Origin of the sequence: Bradyrhizobium sp. NBAIM18 (assembly GCF_020193825.1) — a bacterium.
Taxonomy (GTDB): Bacteria; Pseudomonadota; Alphaproteobacteria; order Rhizobiales; family Xanthobacteraceae; genus Bradyrhizobium; species Bradyrhizobium yuanmingense.
In genome coordinates, this window is the sequence record NZ_JADYVO010000020.1 from 12527 (window position 1) to 30167 (window position 17641).

The window sequence follows — 17641 nt, forward strand, 5'->3', positions numbered from 1 at the left end:
CGGAATCCATTCATCCTCCCCCTCTGCCGCCCGATGGATTCCGGGCCTGCGCCTGCGGCGCATCCCGGAATGACGAACCAGATAGATTTCGAATCGGAAACACGCACATGGCCCTCGTCCTCACCGAAGAACAATCCATGCTCCGCGACTCCGCGCGCGGGCTGATCAGCGACAAGGCGCCGGTGTCGCACCTGCGCCACTTGCGCGACAGCAAGGACCCCACCGGCTTCTCCAAGGATCTTTGGCATTCCTTCGCCGAGATGGGGTTTGCCGGCTTGCTCGTGCCGGAAGAGTTCGGTGGCAGCGGTCTCGGTTTCGTCGAAGCCGGAATTATCATGGAGGAGATCGGCCGCACCTTGATGCCATCGCCCTTCCTCGCGACGTCAGTGGTGGCGGCATCAGTGCTGACCCGCGCCGGCAATGCCGCGCAGAAATCGGAATATCTGTCGAAGATCGCGAACGGCTCGCTGCTCGCGACGCTCGCGATCGACGAGGGCGCCAAGCATCGCCCGCTGCAGACCAGCCTCAAGGCTGTGCGCGCCGGCAACGGCTTCAAGCTCTCCGGTGCCAAGGCGCTGGTGATCGACGGTCATGTCGCCGATCTCCTCATCGTCGCCGCGCGCACCGCGGGCTCTGCCGGCGAACGCGAGGGCCTGACGCTGTTCCTGGTCAACCCCAAGGCCAAGGGCGTTGCGATCGAGCGCACCATCATGGTCGATGCGCACAATGCGGCGCGGATTGAATTCGCCAATGTCGAGGTCACCGCCGACAGCGTGCTCGGCGAGGTCGACCAGGCGGCCGGCCTGCTCGATGGCGTGCTCGACATCGGCCGCGGCGCGGTCGCCGCCGAAATGGTCGGTCTCAGCGACGAGGTGTTTGGCCGCACCGTCGAGTATCTGAAGAGCCGCAAGCAATTCGGCAAGCTCATCGGCGAATTCCAGGCGCTGCAGCATCGCGCCGCCGAGCTCTACATCGACATCGAGATCACCCGTGCCGCCACCATGAAGGCGCTGCAGGCACTGGACGCCGACATTGCCAAGGCCGCACCCGCCGTCGCCGTCGCCAAGGCGCGCGCCGGCACCACCGCCACGCGCGCGGTGCAGGAAGGCGTGCAGATGCACGGCGGCATGGGCATGACCGACCAGTTCGACATCGGCTTCTTCATGAAGCGCGCCCGCGTCTGCGAGGAGTTGTTCGGCGATGCGAACTACCACACCGAGCAGCTGGCGCGCGCGCGGGGGTATTGAGATGCTCTCGTAGGGTGGGTTAGCACTGCAGAAGCGCGAAGCGCATCTGCAGTGCGTAACCCACCATCTTCGTCCGGCAAACGCGGAAGCATGGTGGGTTACGCCGAGCAATTGCGCTTAGCGCAATTGCAAGGCTAACCCACCCTACGACGTTCCCCGGAGACACCCCTTACCGCATCGGCGGTGCGTACTGCACGCCACCTGCGTTCCACAGCTGGTTCATGCCGCGCGGGATCTTCAACTTCGACTTCTCGCCGATGTTGCGATCATACATCTCGCCGTAATTGCCGACGTGGCGGATGATGCGCGCGGCCCAGTCCTTGGTGAGGCCGAGCTGCTCGCCGTAACGGCCTTCGGTGCCGACGAGGCGCATCACCTCCGGCTTCTTCGACTTCAAGGCCTCGTCGATGTTCTCCGAGGTCACGCCGAGCTCCTCGGCGTTAATCATCGCGTAAAGCGTCCACTTCACGATCATCATCCAGTCGTCGTCGCGCTGGCGCACGACGGGGGCGAGCGGCTCCTTGGAGATCATGTCCGGCAGGATCATGTGGTCGCCGGGCTTCGTCAGGTTCAGCCTGAGAGCATAGAGCTGAGAAACGTCGGCGGAGAACGTGTCGCACTTGCCGGTGTCGTACGCCTTCACCACGTCGTTGAGGTTATCGAACTTCACCTCTTCATACTTCATGTTGTTGATGCGGAAGTAATCGGCGACGTTGAGTGTCGTCGTGGTTCCGTTCTGCACGCAGACCTTGCTGTCTGCCAGGTCGAGCGAGGTCTCCTTGTTGCGCGTGCGCGGCACCATGAAGCCGACGCCGTCGTAATAGGCCACGGCCGGGAAATACAAATCGTAGTCGAGCTCGCGCGCCATGCTCCAGGTCGTGTTGCGCGAGAGGATGTCCACCTTGCGGCTCTGCAGCTCCTTGAAACGCTCGTTGGCGTCGAGCGGAACGAACTTCGCCTTGCCGGGGTCGTTGAAGATCGCAGCGGCCACCGCGCGGCAGAAATCGACGTCGAAGCCGGTCCAGTTGCCCTTGTCGTCGGGGATCGAGAAGCCCGGCAGGCCCTTGTTGACGCCGCACAGCACCTCACCGCGGCGAACCGTGCGCCTCAGGGTGCGGGTGTCGTAAAACTCGTAGATGATCGCGCCGATGGCGACCAGCACGGCGATGGCGACCCCGATCAGCAGGCCGCCACGAAAAGTGCGCATCATGTTGCTCTCTCGAAAAATCGGGAAAAGGAATCAGGCGAGGACGGAGTGCATGATCCGGATCCGGACGGCCGCGTTGGCGCAAGGCACGCTGCGGCCGTCCGAAGCAATCATGCCGGGATCATGAACCTTAGAGCTCGGGCTTCTGCCGGATGACCACCTTGGTGCCGACAGGGACGCGATCGTAGAGGTCGGCGACGTCGGCGTTGACCAGGCGGAAGCAGCCCGACGACACCTTGGTGCCGATCGTGTCGGGACGGTTGGTGCCGTGGATGCGGTAGACCGTGGTGCCGAGATACATGGCGCGGGCCCCTAGCGGGTTGCCCGGGCCGCCGGCCATGAAGCGCGGCAGATAGGGCTGGCGCTGGATCATCTCCGGCGGCGGTGTCCAGTCCGGCCACTCCTTCTTGTTGGTGATGGTCACCAGCCCCTGCCACTGGAATCCGTCGCGGCCGACGCCGATGCCGTAGCGGATGGCGCGCCCGCCGGGCTGCACCAAATAGAGGTGACGCTCGGCCGTCGAGACGATGATCGTGCCCGGCGGCTCGGTGGTGCGGAAGTAGACCACCTGCTTCTGCCATTCCGGCTCGAGCTGGTATCCGTCATCGGCGATCAGGCCCGGCTCGTCGCCGCGGTCCGGCTGCTGGGCGAAGGCGTGCGGTGTGGACAGGGCCAGTCCCATCGCAGCCACGAAAATCCCGGTCAGGCGACGAAAATCCGTCATTTCAAGCTCTCCCCGCTGCCACAGCGCAAATCATTCGGAACCATCAAACCTGAGGGGCAAGTTCATGGCAAGTTGATGGCGCGCCTTCCTGGCATGTCACGAGAATGCTTTGGTTTTTTGACGGGCCCGGCGCAATGCCACGAACAGGGGATGGCGCGAAAAGCAGTGATTGCGACATCCTCGCCGGGAAGATGCCCGAGATTGCGTTTACAGATGCCGTCATGCCCGGGCTTGTCCCGCCTGCGCGGCCGAAGCCGCTTCGGCGAGGCGAAGGCCCGGGCATCCACGTACTTCCTGCCAAGGGCCAAGACGTGGATGGCCGGGACAAGCCCGGCCATGACGATGTGGAAGCTTCCATGCCCAATCTTCCACACCCGAGTCAGATCTTGTTGCTCCTCGCCGGGATCCCAAGCCGCCGGACGATCTCCGTCGCCACGGCGCGGGCTTCGACGCGCGAGCCGATGCGGGGGCTGCGAAACCGCCGCCCCGAATGCAGCCGGATCACCACGACGCAATGCTCGTCCTCGGAGCGGCCGCGACGCTCGACCGTGATCGACTTGACGTCGGGTCCGGTGATTTGGTCGGCGCGCAGGCTGCCGTCGCCCCACAGGCGCTCGACGCGAATATCGTTCGGTCGAATGACCCAGAACGCGCCGGTCGCAAGGTTGGCATAGCGATAGATGGTGAATGCCGCGATCGCACCCAGCGGCAGCAGCAGTATATCGACATGGCTGGGGGAAAGGCCGCGCCACAGCTTGTAGGCATAGGGGGCCGCGGACAAAGCCACCGCGATCAGTGCGACGATGCGGATCTCCCGTGCAGGAAACGCCTCGAGAGGCTCGCCGAGATGCATCTCGGGATTGCTGGCATCGAGCGGGTTGCTCGGCGCCTCGACATTGGGAACGTCGAAATGCGCCGCGATCCACGCGACGGTGTCGCGGACATGGGTGACATCGGAAATCGGCGGCGAGGTCAGCCGCTCGCCCGAGGCCAGGGTGAAGACGAGCTGGAAGCGGGCCTTCACCCGCTTGCTGCCGGGGACCTGTAGCGCGGCGATCTCGTCCTTGCCGACGAGGCGCGTCCGGAGCTTTCCGAACGGCCGCTGCCGGCCGATCAGGATCTCGTCCGGGGTGATGATCCACACCACGGCCGGCGCCATCATGATGATGACGACGAACCCGGCCCCCACCAGCAGCGCCACGGACGATATCGCGATTTCCAGGACGTCCTTCGTGAACAGTCCCGGCGTGAAGCAGAGTGCGACGGCAGCCGCACAGCCGGCCACGACCAGTCGCTGCGCGATCGAGGAGCCTTCACGAAGGCGAATGTCGGTGCTGGTGGTCGCGTCCATTGCGGGGGCTGATTGCGTCGGTGCGAAACTCCACGGACGGCTCCGTGGAGTCAAGCAACAAGGGCGACAACTGCCGCCGCGATGGCTGCGCGGGGTCAGCTGCTCGCGTTCAGCAGCTTGGCCACCGTGCGATCGATCTCGTCATAGCTGCCTTCGCCGGCGTGCTGGAACACGATCTTGCCGCTCTGGTCGACGATGTATTGCGCCGGCCAGTATTGATTGCGATAGGCGCTCCAGGTCTTGGACTCATTGTCCTGCGCCACCGGATAGGTGATGCCATGGCGCTTCAGCGCGGCCTGCACGTTGGCGGCCGAGCGCTCGAACGGGAATTCCGGCGTGTGCACGCCGACCACGACGAGGCCTCGATCCCGGTACTTGGCGTAGAGGCCGGTGACATGCGGCAGCGTGTTGACGCAGTTGACGCAGCCATAGGTCCAGAAATTGACGAGCACGACCTTGCCGCGGAGATCGGCGATATGAAGCGGCTTCGAGTTGAACCAGTTGGTGATGCCGGTGAAGTCGGGCGCGGCCTGCTGGTTCGCGGCGGCGGTGACGACAGGCGCGGCGCGTGCGGCCTCGTCGCAGATGCCGGGGATGACGGCGCCGGTCACTGTGATGCCGATCAGTGCAGCAGACATTGCGAGCAGCTTGAGAGTCATGGAAAGCGTCCTCCGGTGAAGATGAGGTGGGATCACAGGCCGATCTGGCCGGTGGGGTAGAAGCCGGTGAGCCACGCCAAGATCAGCGTGTCGTATTGGAAATAGGCGGCGACCGCGAAGCCGATCACGACGACGCCAAAGCCCTGCTGCAGCCGCGGTGAGATCCGGGCCAGGCTGCGTACGCGCGTGGTCGCGGCCTGTCCGCCATAGGCTATTCCCAGCATCGGGATCGCAGCCCCAATGGCATAGGCGACCAGCAGCGTGCCGGCCCAGGCAACGTTCTTCGACGTCGCCACCAGCGTCAGGATCGAGCCGAGCACGGGCCCTGCGCAGGGCGTCCAGACCAGTCCCAAGGTGGTGCCGAGGATCAGCCCACCGAGTGCGCCGTCGCGCTGCGTGGCGCCGATGTTGCCGAGATCGAGCCAACCGTTGATCCGGATCGACAGCCATTCGAACGGCGCCGGCCACAGCATCAACAGGCCGAAGCCGAGCAGCAGGACCGCTGCCGCCTCGCGCAGCACGTTCGGATCGAAATCGAAGGCCCGCGTGATCGCGCCGAGCGCCAGCGCGACCACCGAGAAGGAAAAGACGAAGCCGAGCGCGATCATCGCGGGTCGCAGATGCCCCGCGCGCCCGATCGAGGCGCCGAGCAGGATCGGCAACATTGGCAGCGTACAGGGCGCGGCGATGGTGAGGATGCCGGCGAGGAGAGCAAAGAGCAGGTCGAGCATGAGGCACTCGTGAGGGAGGTCACGAGGGCTGTTCGCGCGCGGTGGGGCGGTCGTTACGCAGCGTCACGACTTCGTGACGGGGCCTCGGGTTGTGAGCCAGCTGTGCCACCGACACGGCGGTGCGCTCCCTTCCCCACAAGGGGGAGGGAATGAGAGAGCCTGCCCGTCTTACAAGGAGACGAAAGGTCCGCGCCGCCCCCCAATAAAAACGACCCGGACGGGGCATCGTCCGGGTCGCTGGAGGTCTTGGGAGGTTTAACGAAACCGTATGGGAGCTTTATAGAGGGGAAGTTTTTCCGCCTGATGTTGTCGTTTGTTTCAATTGTTTCGTCAGTGGTAACGCTTCCGTGTCCGGGGAGAGGGCCAAAACGGAGGTCCTATCCCCTTGAAATCATTATTGTTAAGCGGCGAAACGATCGACGCCGGCGCCCTTAAGCAAATCGGCGAGTTGCTTGCGGGCGTAAAACATCCGCGTCTTCACGGTGCTCTGGGGGATGCCGATGATCTGGCCGACCTCCTCCACCGACTTCTCGTGGTAATAGACGAGGTTGATGATCTCCCGATGCGCCGGCGACAGCTTCTGCACGCAGGCGCGCAGGATGGCGCTGGTGTCGCTGCGGTCGAGCGAAGTCTCCGGCGTGTCGCAACCATCAGGGATCTGACGCACGTCCTCCTGATCGATGTCCTCAAAGCGGCGCTGGCGCATCGCGGTCAGCGCCTTGAAGCGGGCGATCGAGAGCAGCCAGGTGGACACCTGCGAGCGGCCCTGGAATTGGCCGGCGGTCCGCCACACGTCCAGAAACACCTGGCTGACCAGATCTTCCGCCGTGGTGGCGTCGCGCACGATGCGCAGGATGAATCGGTACACCCGTACATTGTGCCGGCAGTAAAGGATGTGCATGGCCGTCCGGTTGCCGTCGGCAATGCTTGCGAGGAGCATGTCGTCCGAGGTCGCCTGAGCGGCAATGATGCTCTGGCTGGCTTGGGCGTTGATGGCAATGACGTTCGGCATGGACTTGGCTCCCCGTAGCGCCGCAACCGAGCGGCGTTTCCTTGGGTCAAAGTGTTAATGAGCCAACGTTTCGGGACGTCTGCACGAAAAGCGGAAAATGGTTTCGTGCGCCGTCAAATTGTTTCGCCGGACAGGGCGCGACGAAACATTCGGGGCAAAAAACCTTGTGATTTCAACGTACGGAAAATACGGGGGTGGGGATTCGGGGTCGGACGGGCGCGCCGCGGAACGAATTTAGAGGGATTGCGTTTGGTCGCGCCGCACCTACCGCTGTCGTCCCTGGGCGCGAAGCGAGCCCGGGACCCATAGCCCCAGGAAGAAGTCGCGGGGCGAGCTGCCCGCTCCGAGTCTTCGCCAACCCCAGCCTGTGCTTATGGATCCCGGGCTCGCGCGACGCGCGCCCGGGAGGACGGCGGAGTGCGGTTTTGACTACGCCTTCTCGCCCTGCGGCGAGAACAGATAGCCGCCGCCGCGGATGGTGCGGATCACCGCGGGCTTGGCAGGATCGGGCTCGATCTTGCGGCGGATGCGCATGATGCGCAGATCGACCGCGCGGTCGAAGGCTTCGGCGTCGCGGGCGTTGGCAAGCTCGAGCAGGCGCTCGCGCGACAGCACGCGCTTCGGATTGGCCGCGAACACCTTGAGCAGCCCGAACTCGGATGCGGTCAGCGGATGCTCGTTGCCCTCGTCGTCGCGCAAGGCCTGCGCTTCGAGGTCGAGCCATTTTGTGCCGAAGCGCACCAGCTGCTCCTTGTGCGACTTCGCCGCCGACGCCTCTGCCGTCTTGGCCGGCCCGCTCCGCCGCAGCACCGAGCGGATGCGCGCCATCAGCTCGCGCAGCTCGCAGGGCTTTGCCACGTAATCGTCCGCGCCGAGCTCGAGGCCGACGACGCGGTCGATCGGGCTCGCGGTCGCCGTCAGCATGATGACGGGCACGTTGATGCGGCTCTTGAGGTCGCGGATGATCGAGAGCCCGTCTTCCTCGGGCATGTTGAGGTCGAGCACGACGAGATCGGGCATGCTGCCCTGGATCGCGGCGCGCAAGGACTTGCCGCCGTCGCACAGCGTCACGGTGAAGCCGTGCATCTTGAGGTAATCGCCGACCATCTCCCGGGCCGGAGCCTCATCGTCGACGATCATGATGTGCTGGCTTTGGGTCATGGTCTTTGCATCATGGGCTTTGCATCACGGGCTTTGACATCACGGCGCTTCAGTCGCAGGGAGGGTGATGGTGAAGGTCGAGCCCTTGCCGGGGCCCTCGCTCTCGGCGGTCACCTCGCCGCCGTGCATGTCGATGATACGCTTGACGATGGAGAGCCCAAGTCCCGTCGAGCTCTCCCCGGCGGTCGGCTTGGCCGACAGCCGCTGGAACCGGCCGAACAGGCGGCCGAGATCCTCCGGCGACAGGCCGGCGCCCTCGTCGCTGACGCTGACGATGGTGTCGCTGCCCTCGTGGACCACGGTGACGTCGATCTTGCCGCCGATCGGTGAGTATTTGATGGCGTTGCTGATGAGATTGTCGATCGCCTCGCGGATGCGGTCGGTGTCGCACATGGTGACGATGTTGGGCGGCGCGGTGACGCTGATCGCCTGCTGCTTGTTGACCGCGAGCGGCTGGTTGGCCTCGGCGACCTCCTTGACCAGGGCGGCGACGTCGACCGGCTCGCGGCGGATGGTGATGTCGAAGGCATCGGCCATCGCGTCCGAGATCAAATGATCGACCATCGTGGTCAGGCGCTTGGTGGCGTCGCGGATGTGGTCGACCTGGGCGACGACCCCGCTTTCCGAGGCGCCGGTCGAGATCAGCTCCTTGAGCATCTCGGTGCGGCCGAGAATGACGCCGAGCGGGTTCTTCAGGTCGTGCGCGACGGTGCCGAGAATCTCGTTCTTGAAGCCGTTGGCGCGCTGCAACCGCAGCCATTGCGCCGAGAGGCGGCGGTTGGCCTGCATCAGGGCGCGGGTGCGCTGGGCGACGCGGTCCTCCAGCTGGGTATTGGCGTCCTGCAGCTGCTGGTAGAGGATGACGTTGTCGAAGGCGATCGAGAGCCTGGAGGAGAAGATCTCGACCAGCGAACGGTCGGTCTCCGACAGCTCGCGCTCGGCCTGGAGCAGTACCACGACCTCGCGGCCCGATCCGGTGCGCAAATAGATCACGCTGCGGTGGTCGGCGAATTCGTTCTTGCGGCGCTGGAACGCGGCTTCCACCATCTCGCGCAGCTCGGGGTCGAGCGCCTTCGATGAGGTGGTGCCGATGAAGCGGCTGTAGCAGCCGCTGCCGGCGAGCACCGAGAGCTCGGGGTCGATGCCGCCATTGTCGCGCAGCACCAGGATGCCCGCGCAATCGACGTTGAGTAGCGAAGCGAGCTGGGTCAGGACGCCCTCGGCGAGCCGCTGCATCGACTTGAAGTCGTACAGCGTGGAGGCCGCGTCGATGATGATCTCCAGCCCGCGCCGGGTCTGCACCATGCGCTCGAGCTGCTGGTAGGAGCGCAGCGCCGCGGTCAGCGAGGTGAACAGCTTGTCGGCGGTGAGCTCGGTCTTGGCCTTGTAGTCGTTGATGTCGTACTGCACGATGACGCGCCGCTCCGGCGCCTGGCCGGGCTGGCCGGTGCGCAGGATGATGCGCACGGTCTCGTTCCGGATCTCGTTGCGGATGAACTCGACCAGCTCGAGGCCGGCGACGTCGGTCTCCATGATGACGTCGAGCAGCACGGCGGCGACGTCGCGGTGCTCGGCCATCAGCTTGCGGCCTTCCGCCGCGGAATAGGCCGACAGGATCTCCAGGCTCTGGCCGTTCAGGCTGTAGTCCGATAGCGCGAAACGCGTGCCGTCATGCACGGCCGGATCGTCATCGATGACGGCGATCTTCCATTTCCGGGCATTGGCATCCTCCGACGCGGTACCGGTATCGTCGATCAGGTGGAGGACATCGTCCTGTTCGGCCATTGAGAAGTCCCGTCACTTTCTGTGCTTTGCGCGCCGCCCTTGGCGACGCGGGGCATGATAATGCGAAAAGTAGTGCCTTGTCCCAGCTTGGATTCCAGCATCATCCGGCCGCCGAGCTGCTGGGTGACGAGGTTATAGACGATATGAAGGCCAAGTCCCGTGCCGCCTTCATTGCGCCGGGTGGTAAAGAAAGGGTCAAAGGCCTGGCGCTGCACGTCCGGGGTCATGCCGGCCCCGTCGTCGGAGAAGCTGATCTCGATGTCCTCGGTGCCGCGCGGCCGCGCCGAAATCGCGATCCGGCCGGCGCGGCCGTCGGCGAAGGCGTGGTTGGCGGCGTTGAGGAAGAGGTTGGTCAGGATCTGGCCGTAGGAGCCGGGATAGCCGTCGAGCAGCAGGCCCTCGGGCACGTCGACCTCCAGCGTGATCGGCGACCGCTTCAGCACCGGCTTGAGGCTGGCGATGATCTGGTCGGTGGCTTCGCTCAAGGAGAATTGCCGCCGCTCGGCATGGGAGCGGTCGACCGCGACCTGCTTGAACGACTGGATCAGCTCGCCGGCGCGGGTCAGATTGGCGACGAGTTGCTGCGAGGCGTCGCGCGAGGATTGCACGAACTCCTCCAGCTGCGAGCGGCGCAGGCCGCCCTCGCCCTTGAGCTGGGCTTCGAAAATCTCGGTGCGCCGGGCAAAGCTCGAAGCCACCGTCAGGCTGATGCCGATCGGGTTGTTGACCTCGTGCGCGACGCCGGCAACGAGGCCGCCGAGCGCGGCCAGCCGCTCGGCGTCGATCAGGTTCTGCTGCGCGGTGTTGAGCTCGAGCAGGGCGCTCTCGGCCTTTTCCTTGGACGCGCGCAGCTCGTCCTCCGTCCGGCGCTTGGCGATCGCGTTCTCGCGGAACACCTCCACCGCGCGCGCCATGGCCCCGACCTCGTCGCGCGCTTTCGTGCCCTGCACCTCGCGGTCGAGGTCGCCGAGCGTGATCGCGCGCATCGCGGTCATGATTTGCTGCAGCGGCAGGCGGATCGACAGCGCGATCAGGACGCCCGCGGTGAGGATGATGCCGAGGAAGATCACCGCGATCGACAGCACCCGGCGTGAGATATCCGCCAGCGTGCGGTCGAACACCTCCTGCGCCTTCTGCTCGCGCTGGCGCATCTTGGTCGAGAGGTCGTCGATGGCGCCAATCGCCTCGGCCTGGCTGGCGTCGATGGTGTTGCGGAGCAGCTCGGTGCGGCTCGCAAGCTGCTCGGAGAGTTTTGCAAAACCCTCGCGCAGCGCGGCGGTGCGGGCCGCGAGCCGCCGCAAGGCCATTTTCTGCAGGTCGTTGTCGGCGAGATCGATCATGACCGGGATGGTCCTCTCGATCGTCTCGGTGTGGCGGCGCGCGTCGTCGGCGGCGCCCGACGACTGCGACAGATAATAGGAATTGGCCGCGACCAGCATCGCGGTGAAGGCCTCGCGGGACTTGCCGAGCGAGGGCCAGATCAGCGCGTCGCGATGGCCGGTGGCACCCTCGATGATGGAGTAGAGGCCCGCCATGTCCCTGGCCGGGCCCTGCACCTGCTCCTCATAGGTCTTGGCGATGGTGGACTGCACGCTGCGCAGCTCGCCGAAGCCGTTGAGGAAGCGGTCGGTGGTGCGCTCCAGCTCCTCGACCGAGCCTGATAGCATCGGGTCCTTGGCGGCGCGATTGGTCAGCGTGCCCAGCACCGCCTCGCGCAGCAACAGGATCTCGGCGAACAGGTCGGGGCTCGGCTGGTTGATGTAGCGGTGGATCAGGTTTTGCAGCCGCCCGGTCTCGCTCTCGAGCAGCGCCAGGATCCGGTCGGACTCGCGCACCTGGCGCACGTCGTCCCAGGCCGAGCCGAGCACCTTGGCGCCGTTCCAGATCATCGCCACCAGCACCACGACCACGGCGGAGTTCAGCGCGGCGATCGACAGGATGCGCCAGCGGATCGGCACCGCCCGCAAGAGGCCGACGATGCGCGCGCGCAGCTGCCCGATCGGGCCGGGTGGCTTGTCCGCGTGATCGCTATGTCCAAGCGCAGCCAACAGGCCTCACTCCACCTTGCGAATCCGTTCGATCAGCGCGGCCGCCGCGGGGTCGCGCGCGGCCTTGGCGTAGATTGCGGCCATGGCGTCCTCGAACGGCTTGCGGTCGATGTCCCTGATGATGGTCACGCCGGCTTCCTGCGCCTTGCGCTGCGACTGTTCCTCGAGGTCGTGCCACTTCTCGCGCATGAACCGGCTGGAGCGCTGCGCGGCCTCCTTAAAGATCGTCTGCTCCTCCGCCGACAGGCTGTTCCAGGCCTTCAGAGAGATCACCAGCACCTCCGGGCTCATCGTGTGCTCGGTCAGCGTGTAATGGCCGGCATGCTTGTAATGGTTCGTGGTCACGAAGGATGGCCAGTTGTTTTCGGCGCCGTCGATCAGATGGTTGGCAAGCCCGGTGAGCACCTGCCCGTAGGGCAGCTCGACCGGTTCGGCGCCGAGCGCGCGCATCATCTGGCTCATCAACTCCGACTGCTGCACCCGGATCCGCAATCCCTTGAGGTCCGCGATGGTCTTCACCGGGCGGACCCCGTTATAGATCGACCGCGCACCCGAATCGTAGAAGGCGAGCCCGACGAAGCCGTAGGGCTCGAAACTCCCGAGGATTTCGCTGCCGACAGGTCCGTCCAGCACCTTCTGCATGTGCTCGATGGACCGGAACAGGAACGGCATCGCCAGCACGTTCATCGCCGGGACGAAATTGCCGATCAGGGCGACATTGGTCCGGTTGAGGTCGATCGCACCGACCCGGGTCTGTTCGATGGTCTCCTTTTCCTCCCCGAGCTGGCGGGAGTGGAACACCTTGATCTCGTGGCGGCCCTTGGTGCGCTCGGCGATCAGGGCGCCCATGTAGCGCAGCGCCTGGACGGTCGGGTAGTCCTCGGCTTGGGTGTCGGCGGCGCGAAATTCGCGCGCAACCGCACTCGTCGCGCGCATGCTCGACGAGACTGCGGCAAGCAGAAGCACGACGAAGACCACCCCGGTCCGCGAGAGTTCGGCACGGCTCAACACTGGCACACTCAACCCCTCAGTGGTGGAGTCTATGGCGGAAGGAAAAGGTTCAATGCAATCTAAAGCGTTTTCAAGCGAAGTGGATACCGGTTCGGGTAAAGAAAACCCGTCAAATTAATAATTTAGAACCCGTTCCGACCGGAACGGGGCTCCAGCAGATGTTAAGGGAAGGCCCATCCCGCCCCCGGCCAGCGGGCTGATTGTGCGGCGCGGCCGGCGTTCATTCCCGGTTGAAACGGCCACTGCCGGGCCTTAAGCAGGACAGCCGCCACGTCGACCGCGGCCTGGGAAGAGCCATCCTGATGTCAGCCTTGCGCCTCTTGCAGCTCGCTGCCGCCTTTGCGGCCCTCGCATTGGCCGCCCCTGCGCGGGCTGCCACCGAGATCGCCTGGTGGCACGCCATGTCCGGCGAGCTCGGCCGGCAGCTGGAAAAGCTCGCCGCCGACTTCAATGCCTCGCAATCCGATTACCGCATCGTGCCCGTCTACAAGGGCAATTACACCGAGACGGTGACGGCGGCGATCTTCGCCTTCCGTTCGCGCAGCCAGCCCGCCATCGTGCAGGTCAACGAGGTCGCCACCGCCACCATGACCGCGGCCAAGGGCGCGATCTATCCGGTGTTCAGCCTGATGCGGGACCAGGGGGAGCCGTTCTCGCTCGACGATTATCTGCCGGCGGTCTCCGGCTATTACACCGATGCCGCCGGCAATCTGTTGTCGTTCCCGTTCAATTCCTCGACCCCGATCCTGTACTACAACAAGACCATGTTCCGCGACGCCGGCCTCGATCCGGAGGCGCCGCCGAAGACCTGGCCGGAACTGGGAGCGGCCGCCAAGCGCCTGCGCGACCGCGGCGCTGCTTGCGGCTTCACCACGTCCTGGCCGTCCTGGATCCATGTCGAGAATTTCGCCGCCTTCCATAACCTCGCGGTCGCGAGCCGGGCGAACGGCTTCGCCGGGCTGGATGCGGAATTGACCATCAACAATCCGAGACTGGTGCATCACGTCGCGGCGCTCAGCGAGTGGCAGAAGACCAGGCTGTTCGATTATAGCGGCCGTGGGCAGTCGGCCGAGCCGCGCTTCCAGAAGGGCGAGTGCGGCATCTTCATCGGCTCCTCGGCGACGCGCGCCGACATCAAGGCCAATTCGAAGTTCGAGATCGGCTACGGCATGATGCCCTATTGGCCCGACGTGAAGGGCGCGCCGCAGAACTCGATCATCGGCGGCGCCACGCTGTGGGTGCTGCGCGACCGTCCGCGCGAGGAATACAAGGGCGTGGCGCGCTTCTTCGCCTATCTGTCCCAGCCCGGCGTGCAGGCCGCCTGGCACCAGAACACCGGCTATCTCCCCGTGACCCGCGCCGCCTTCGAGCTGACGCGCTCGCAAGGGTTCTACGAGCGCAATCCGGGCTCGGCGATCTCGTTCGAGCAGATCACGCTCAATCCGCCGACCGAGAATTCCAAGGGCATCCGGCTCGGCTCCTTCGTCCTGATCCGCGGCGTGATCGAGGACGAGCTCGAGCAGGCCTTCGCCGGCCACAAGAGCGCGCAATCAGCGCTCGATTCCGCCGTCGAGCGCGGCAACAAGCTCTTGCGCCAGTTCGAGCGCGCCAGTCCGGACAGGTAGGGTGGCGGCGCTGCGAATGAAGCTTGATGTCAGCGCGCACGATCTTTCCACCGCGTCATGGCCGGGCTTGTCCCGGCCATCCACGCCTTGCCGCGCGGTACGAAGAACGTGGATGCCCGGGACAAGCCCGGGCATGACGAACTCAAACGCATAAAGCACGCGATGTCGCTGACATTGCCTCACCTCACCGACGCCGCAAGCTTCCGCGCCTTTCGTTCCGATCCCTCACAATGGCTGCCGGTCGCTCTCGACATCGCGCGCAGCCACGGCCTCGATGCCGGCTCGCCGCATGTGTTTGCGACCGGCACCAATCTCGTGGTCGACCTCGGCGAGACGCTGATCCTGAAGATCTTTCCGCCGCTGCTCGCAGCGCAATTCGTCTCGGAGCGCGCGTCGCTGGCGCAGCTCAAAGGCCGTCTGCACCTGCCGATCCCCGAGATCGTCGCCGAAGGAACGCACGACGGCTGGCCGTACCTGATCGTCACGCGCCTTGCCGGCACGCTCGGCTCCGAGGTGTGGCCGCAACTGCCGGAAGATCAGAAGGAACGCCTGCTGCGCCAGATAGGCGAGACCATCGCCGCCGTGCAGCGCGTTCCGCTCGGAGAGCTCGCGTCCATCGAGCCGCGCTGGAATGCGTTCATGCGCGCCCAGATGCAGGGCTGCCGCGCGCGGCACACGCGTCTCGGCCTCGCACCAAAATTCCTCGAAGGCCTCGACGACCTCCTAGGTGACGCCCCGAAGCTGATCCCGATGGACGCGCCGCCCGTGATCCTGATCGGCGAATACATCCCCGAGAACTTTCTGCTCGCCTGTGACGACGGCCAATGGTCGCTCGCAGGTCTGTTCGATTTCGGCGACGTGCTCACAGGGTGGCGCGACTACGATCTGCTCGGCCCCAGCGCCTTCATGGCGGCGGGCCGTCCGGGCAGAGTGAAGAGCCTGCTCGAAGGCTTTGGCTATACGACGCTGGATTTCACCCTCAAGCGCCGCCTGATGGCCCTGATGCTGCTGCACCGCGCCAGCGACCTCAACAGCCACATCTGCATCGAGGGCTGGCAGGAGCGGGCCGCCGATCTCCTCGAGCTCCAGGACCTGATCTGGCCGGGCTGAGCGCATCGCCCCGGAATGACTCTGGGGGCCGGGGTGAGCGCCGGCGGCTGCCTCCATAATGATCCCTCAAGTCGATCAGCCTAAGTTTTACGCAATTGTGCGTCTTTGTATGCAATTGCGCGTTGCGGTGCAGAGTGGCGAGAACAGGAATAATTTGTGATATCAGCGGCTTAGATGGCCTTTAGTCTCCTATTAAGCCTTGGCACAAACCTTGCGAATCCAGTTCCAGCCAAAAACCTTTGTGTTGGAGCGATTTCATGAAGCGCCGCGATTTCCTCAAATCCGTTTCCGGGTTGGCCGCTGGCGCGGCGCTTCCGGCCATGCCGTCCGTGATCTCCCCGGCCAAGGCCGATGCCCGCTCGGAGACCTTGCTGATCGTTTCCGAAGGCGGCCCGAACAATCTCGACATCCATGGCATCGGCACCAACGTGCCCGGCTATGAAGTCTCCTGGAATTGCTACGACCGCCTGATCAGCCACGAGATGAAGAGCGGTCCCGGCGGCGTGCCCTATTACGACCGCGACAAGTTCAAGGGCGAGCTCGCCGACGACATGAAGATCGACGACATGTCGGTCACCTTCAAGCTGAAGAAGAACGCCAAATTCCACGACGGCGCGCCTGTTACCGCGAAAGACGTGAAATGGTCGCTCGACCGCGCCGTCAGCGTCGGCGGCTTCCCGACCTTCCAGATGAGCGCGGGTTCGCTCACCAAGGCCGAGCAGTTCGTCGTGGTCGACGATCACACCGTGCGCGTCGACTTCCTGAAGAAGGACAGGCTGACGATCCCCGATCTCGCCGTCATCGTGCCCTGCATCGTCAATTCCGAGCTGGTGAAGAAGAATGCCAGCGAGAAGGATCCCTGGGGTCTCGAGTTTACAAAACAGCAGACCGCCGGCTCCGGCGCCTACAAGGTGACGAAGTGGACCGCCGGCACCGAAGTGATCATGGAGCGCAATGAGGATTGGGTCGGCGGTCCGCTTCCCAAGATCAAGCGCGTGATCTGGCGCATGGTGCCGCAGGCCGGCAACCGCCGTGCCCTGCTCGAGCGCGGCGACGCCGACATCTCCTATGAACTGCCGTTCAAGGATTTCCAGGAGATGAAGGCGAACGGCAAGCTCAACGTGGTGTCGCTGCCGTTCTCCAACGGCATCCAGTATATCGGCATGAACGTCACCAAGCCGCCCTTCGACAATCCGAAAGTGCGGCAGGCCATAGCGTATGCGATGCCGTATCAGAAGATCATGGACGCCGTGCTGTTCGGCCTCGGCAATCCCATGTTCGGCGCAAAGGACAAGGCCACCGAAGTCGCCTGGCCGCAGCCGCACAAGTACAACACCGACATGGAGAAGGCGAAGGCGCTGCTGGCTGAGGCCGGTTACGCCAACGGCTTCGAGACCACGATCTCGTTCGATCTCAACTTCGCCGGCGTCAACGAACCGCTCTGCATCCTCGTGCAGGAGAGCCTCGCCCAGCTCGGCATCAAGACCACCATCAACAAGGTGCCCGGCGCCAACTGGCGCACCGAGCTCAACAAGAAGGAGATGCCGCTGTTCACCAACGTGTTCTCGGGCTGGCTCGATTACCCCGAGTACTTCTTCTACTGGTGCTATCACGGCAACAATTCCGTCTTCAACACCATGAGCTACAAGTCGGCGGCGATGGACAAGTTCATCGACGGTGCGCGCACGGCGGCCGCCACCGGCGACAAGGCCGCTTACGATGCCGACGTGAAAGGCTTCGTCGATCTCGCCTTCGCCGACGTCCCGCGCATCCCGCTGTATCAGCCGTTCGTCAACGTCGCGATGCAGAAGAACATCAGCGGCTACCAATACTGGTTCCACCGGCGGCTGGATTACCGCGCGATGGCGAAGGGGTGAGGAAAGCGAATAGGGAGTGGCGAATAGCGAATAGGGGGACGTGATGGTCGACAGGAGCGAATATCCATTCGCCACTCGCTATTCGCCATTCGC

Annotated in this window: 14 protein-coding genes; 4 read left to right on the plus strand and 10 right to left on the minus strand. The window is 64.6% G+C overall.

What is annotated here, in order from left to right; translation table 11 throughout:
• The first annotated feature begins 107 nt into the window (after positions 1-107).
• Complete coding sequence (locus tag I6F17_RS30260; protein WP_225132065.1) at positions 108-1247, plus strand: acyl-CoA dehydrogenase family protein; 1140 nt, start codon at positions 108-110, stop codon at positions 1245-1247.
• Between the two features lie 169 nt (positions 1248-1416).
• On the opposite strand, the gene I6F17_RS30265 is transcribed toward I6F17_RS30260, so the two are convergent.
• From I6F17_RS30265 to I6F17_RS30310, 10 genes are all read right to left on the minus strand, one after another.
• Positions 1417-2454, minus strand: a complete 1038-nt coding sequence (locus tag I6F17_RS30265) for an amino acid ABC transporter substrate-binding protein (RefSeq protein ID WP_036001959.1) — start codon at positions 2452-2454, stop codon at positions 1417-1419.
• A 130-nt stretch (positions 2455-2584) separates the two neighbouring features.
• Positions 2585-3178 carry a L,D-transpeptidase gene (locus I6F17_RS30270; RefSeq protein WP_128266048.1) on the minus strand — a complete coding sequence of 198 codons (594 nt, stop codon included), beginning with the start codon at positions 3176-3178 and terminating at the stop codon, positions 2585-2587.
• Positions 3179-3557: 379 nt separating this feature from the next.
• Positions 3558-4529: a hypothetical protein gene (locus I6F17_RS30275; RefSeq protein WP_225132064.1), complete on the minus strand. Its 972-nt coding sequence runs from the start codon at positions 4527-4529 to the stop codon at positions 3558-3560.
• A gap of 95 nt (positions 4530-4624) precedes the next feature.
• The gene (locus tag I6F17_RS30280) at positions 4625-5188 is read right to left on the minus strand and encodes a thioredoxin family protein (protein ID WP_225132063.1); all 564 of its coding nucleotides are present in this window, start codon (positions 5186-5188) and stop codon (positions 4625-4627) included.
• A gap of 32 nt (positions 5189-5220) precedes the next feature.
• Positions 5221-5919 (minus strand): cytochrome c biogenesis CcdA family protein, encoded by a 699-nt coding sequence (locus I6F17_RS30285; RefSeq protein WP_036042829.1) that lies wholly within the window; start codon positions 5917-5919, stop codon positions 5221-5223.
• Between the two features lie 400 nt (positions 5920-6319).
• A complete protein-coding gene (locus I6F17_RS30290; protein WP_036020284.1) occupies positions 6320-6931 on the minus strand; it encodes a sigma-70 family RNA polymerase sigma factor in 612 nt (203 codons plus the stop codon).
• Positions 6932-7360: 429 nt separating this feature from the next.
• Positions 7361-8092 (minus strand): response regulator, encoded by a 732-nt coding sequence (locus I6F17_RS30295; RefSeq protein ID WP_225128264.1) that lies wholly within the window; start codon positions 8090-8092, stop codon positions 7361-7363.
• Positions 8093-8131: 39 nt separating this feature from the next.
• On the minus strand, positions 8132-9877 hold the full coding sequence (locus I6F17_RS30300; RefSeq protein WP_225128266.1) for a DUF3369 domain-containing protein: 1746 nt from the start codon (positions 9875-9877) through the stop codon (positions 8132-8134).
• Positions 9847-11877, minus strand: coding sequence for an ATP-binding protein (locus tag I6F17_RS30305; RefSeq protein ID WP_036042826.1), 2031 nt, complete (start codon positions 11875-11877; stop codon positions 9847-9849). Before I6F17_RS30305 ends, I6F17_RS30300 begins: the two co-directional genes overlap by 31 nt.
• 54 nt (positions 11878-11931) lie before the next feature.
• Positions 11932-12942 carry a TRAP transporter substrate-binding protein gene (locus I6F17_RS30310; protein WP_346657032.1) on the minus strand — a complete coding sequence of 337 codons (1011 nt, stop codon included), beginning with the start codon at positions 12940-12942 and terminating at the stop codon, positions 11932-11934.
• 296 nt (positions 12943-13238) lie between these two features.
• Between I6F17_RS30310 and ugpB the strand changes: the two genes are divergently transcribed.
• The 3 genes from ugpB (at position 13239) to I6F17_RS30325 (ending at position 17548) form a co-directional block, all read left to right on the plus strand.
• The gene (ugpB, locus tag I6F17_RS30315; RefSeq protein ID WP_225128278.1) at positions 13239-14561 is read left to right on the plus strand and encodes a sn-glycerol-3-phosphate ABC transporter substrate-binding protein UgpB; all 1323 of its coding nucleotides are present in this window, start codon (positions 13239-13241) and stop codon (positions 14559-14561) included.
• A 162-nt stretch (positions 14562-14723) separates the two neighbouring features.
• Positions 14724-15671 carry an aminoglycoside 3'-phosphotransferase/choline kinase family protein gene (locus tag I6F17_RS30320; RefSeq protein WP_225128280.1) on the plus strand — a complete coding sequence of 316 codons (948 nt, stop codon included), beginning with the start codon at positions 14724-14726 and terminating at the stop codon, positions 15669-15671.
• A gap of 257 nt (positions 15672-15928) precedes the next feature.
• Positions 15929-17548, plus strand: a complete 1620-nt coding sequence (locus tag I6F17_RS30325; protein WP_225128281.1) for an ABC transporter substrate-binding protein — start codon at positions 15929-15931, stop codon at positions 17546-17548.
• Positions 17549-17641 lie beyond the last annotated feature (93 nt).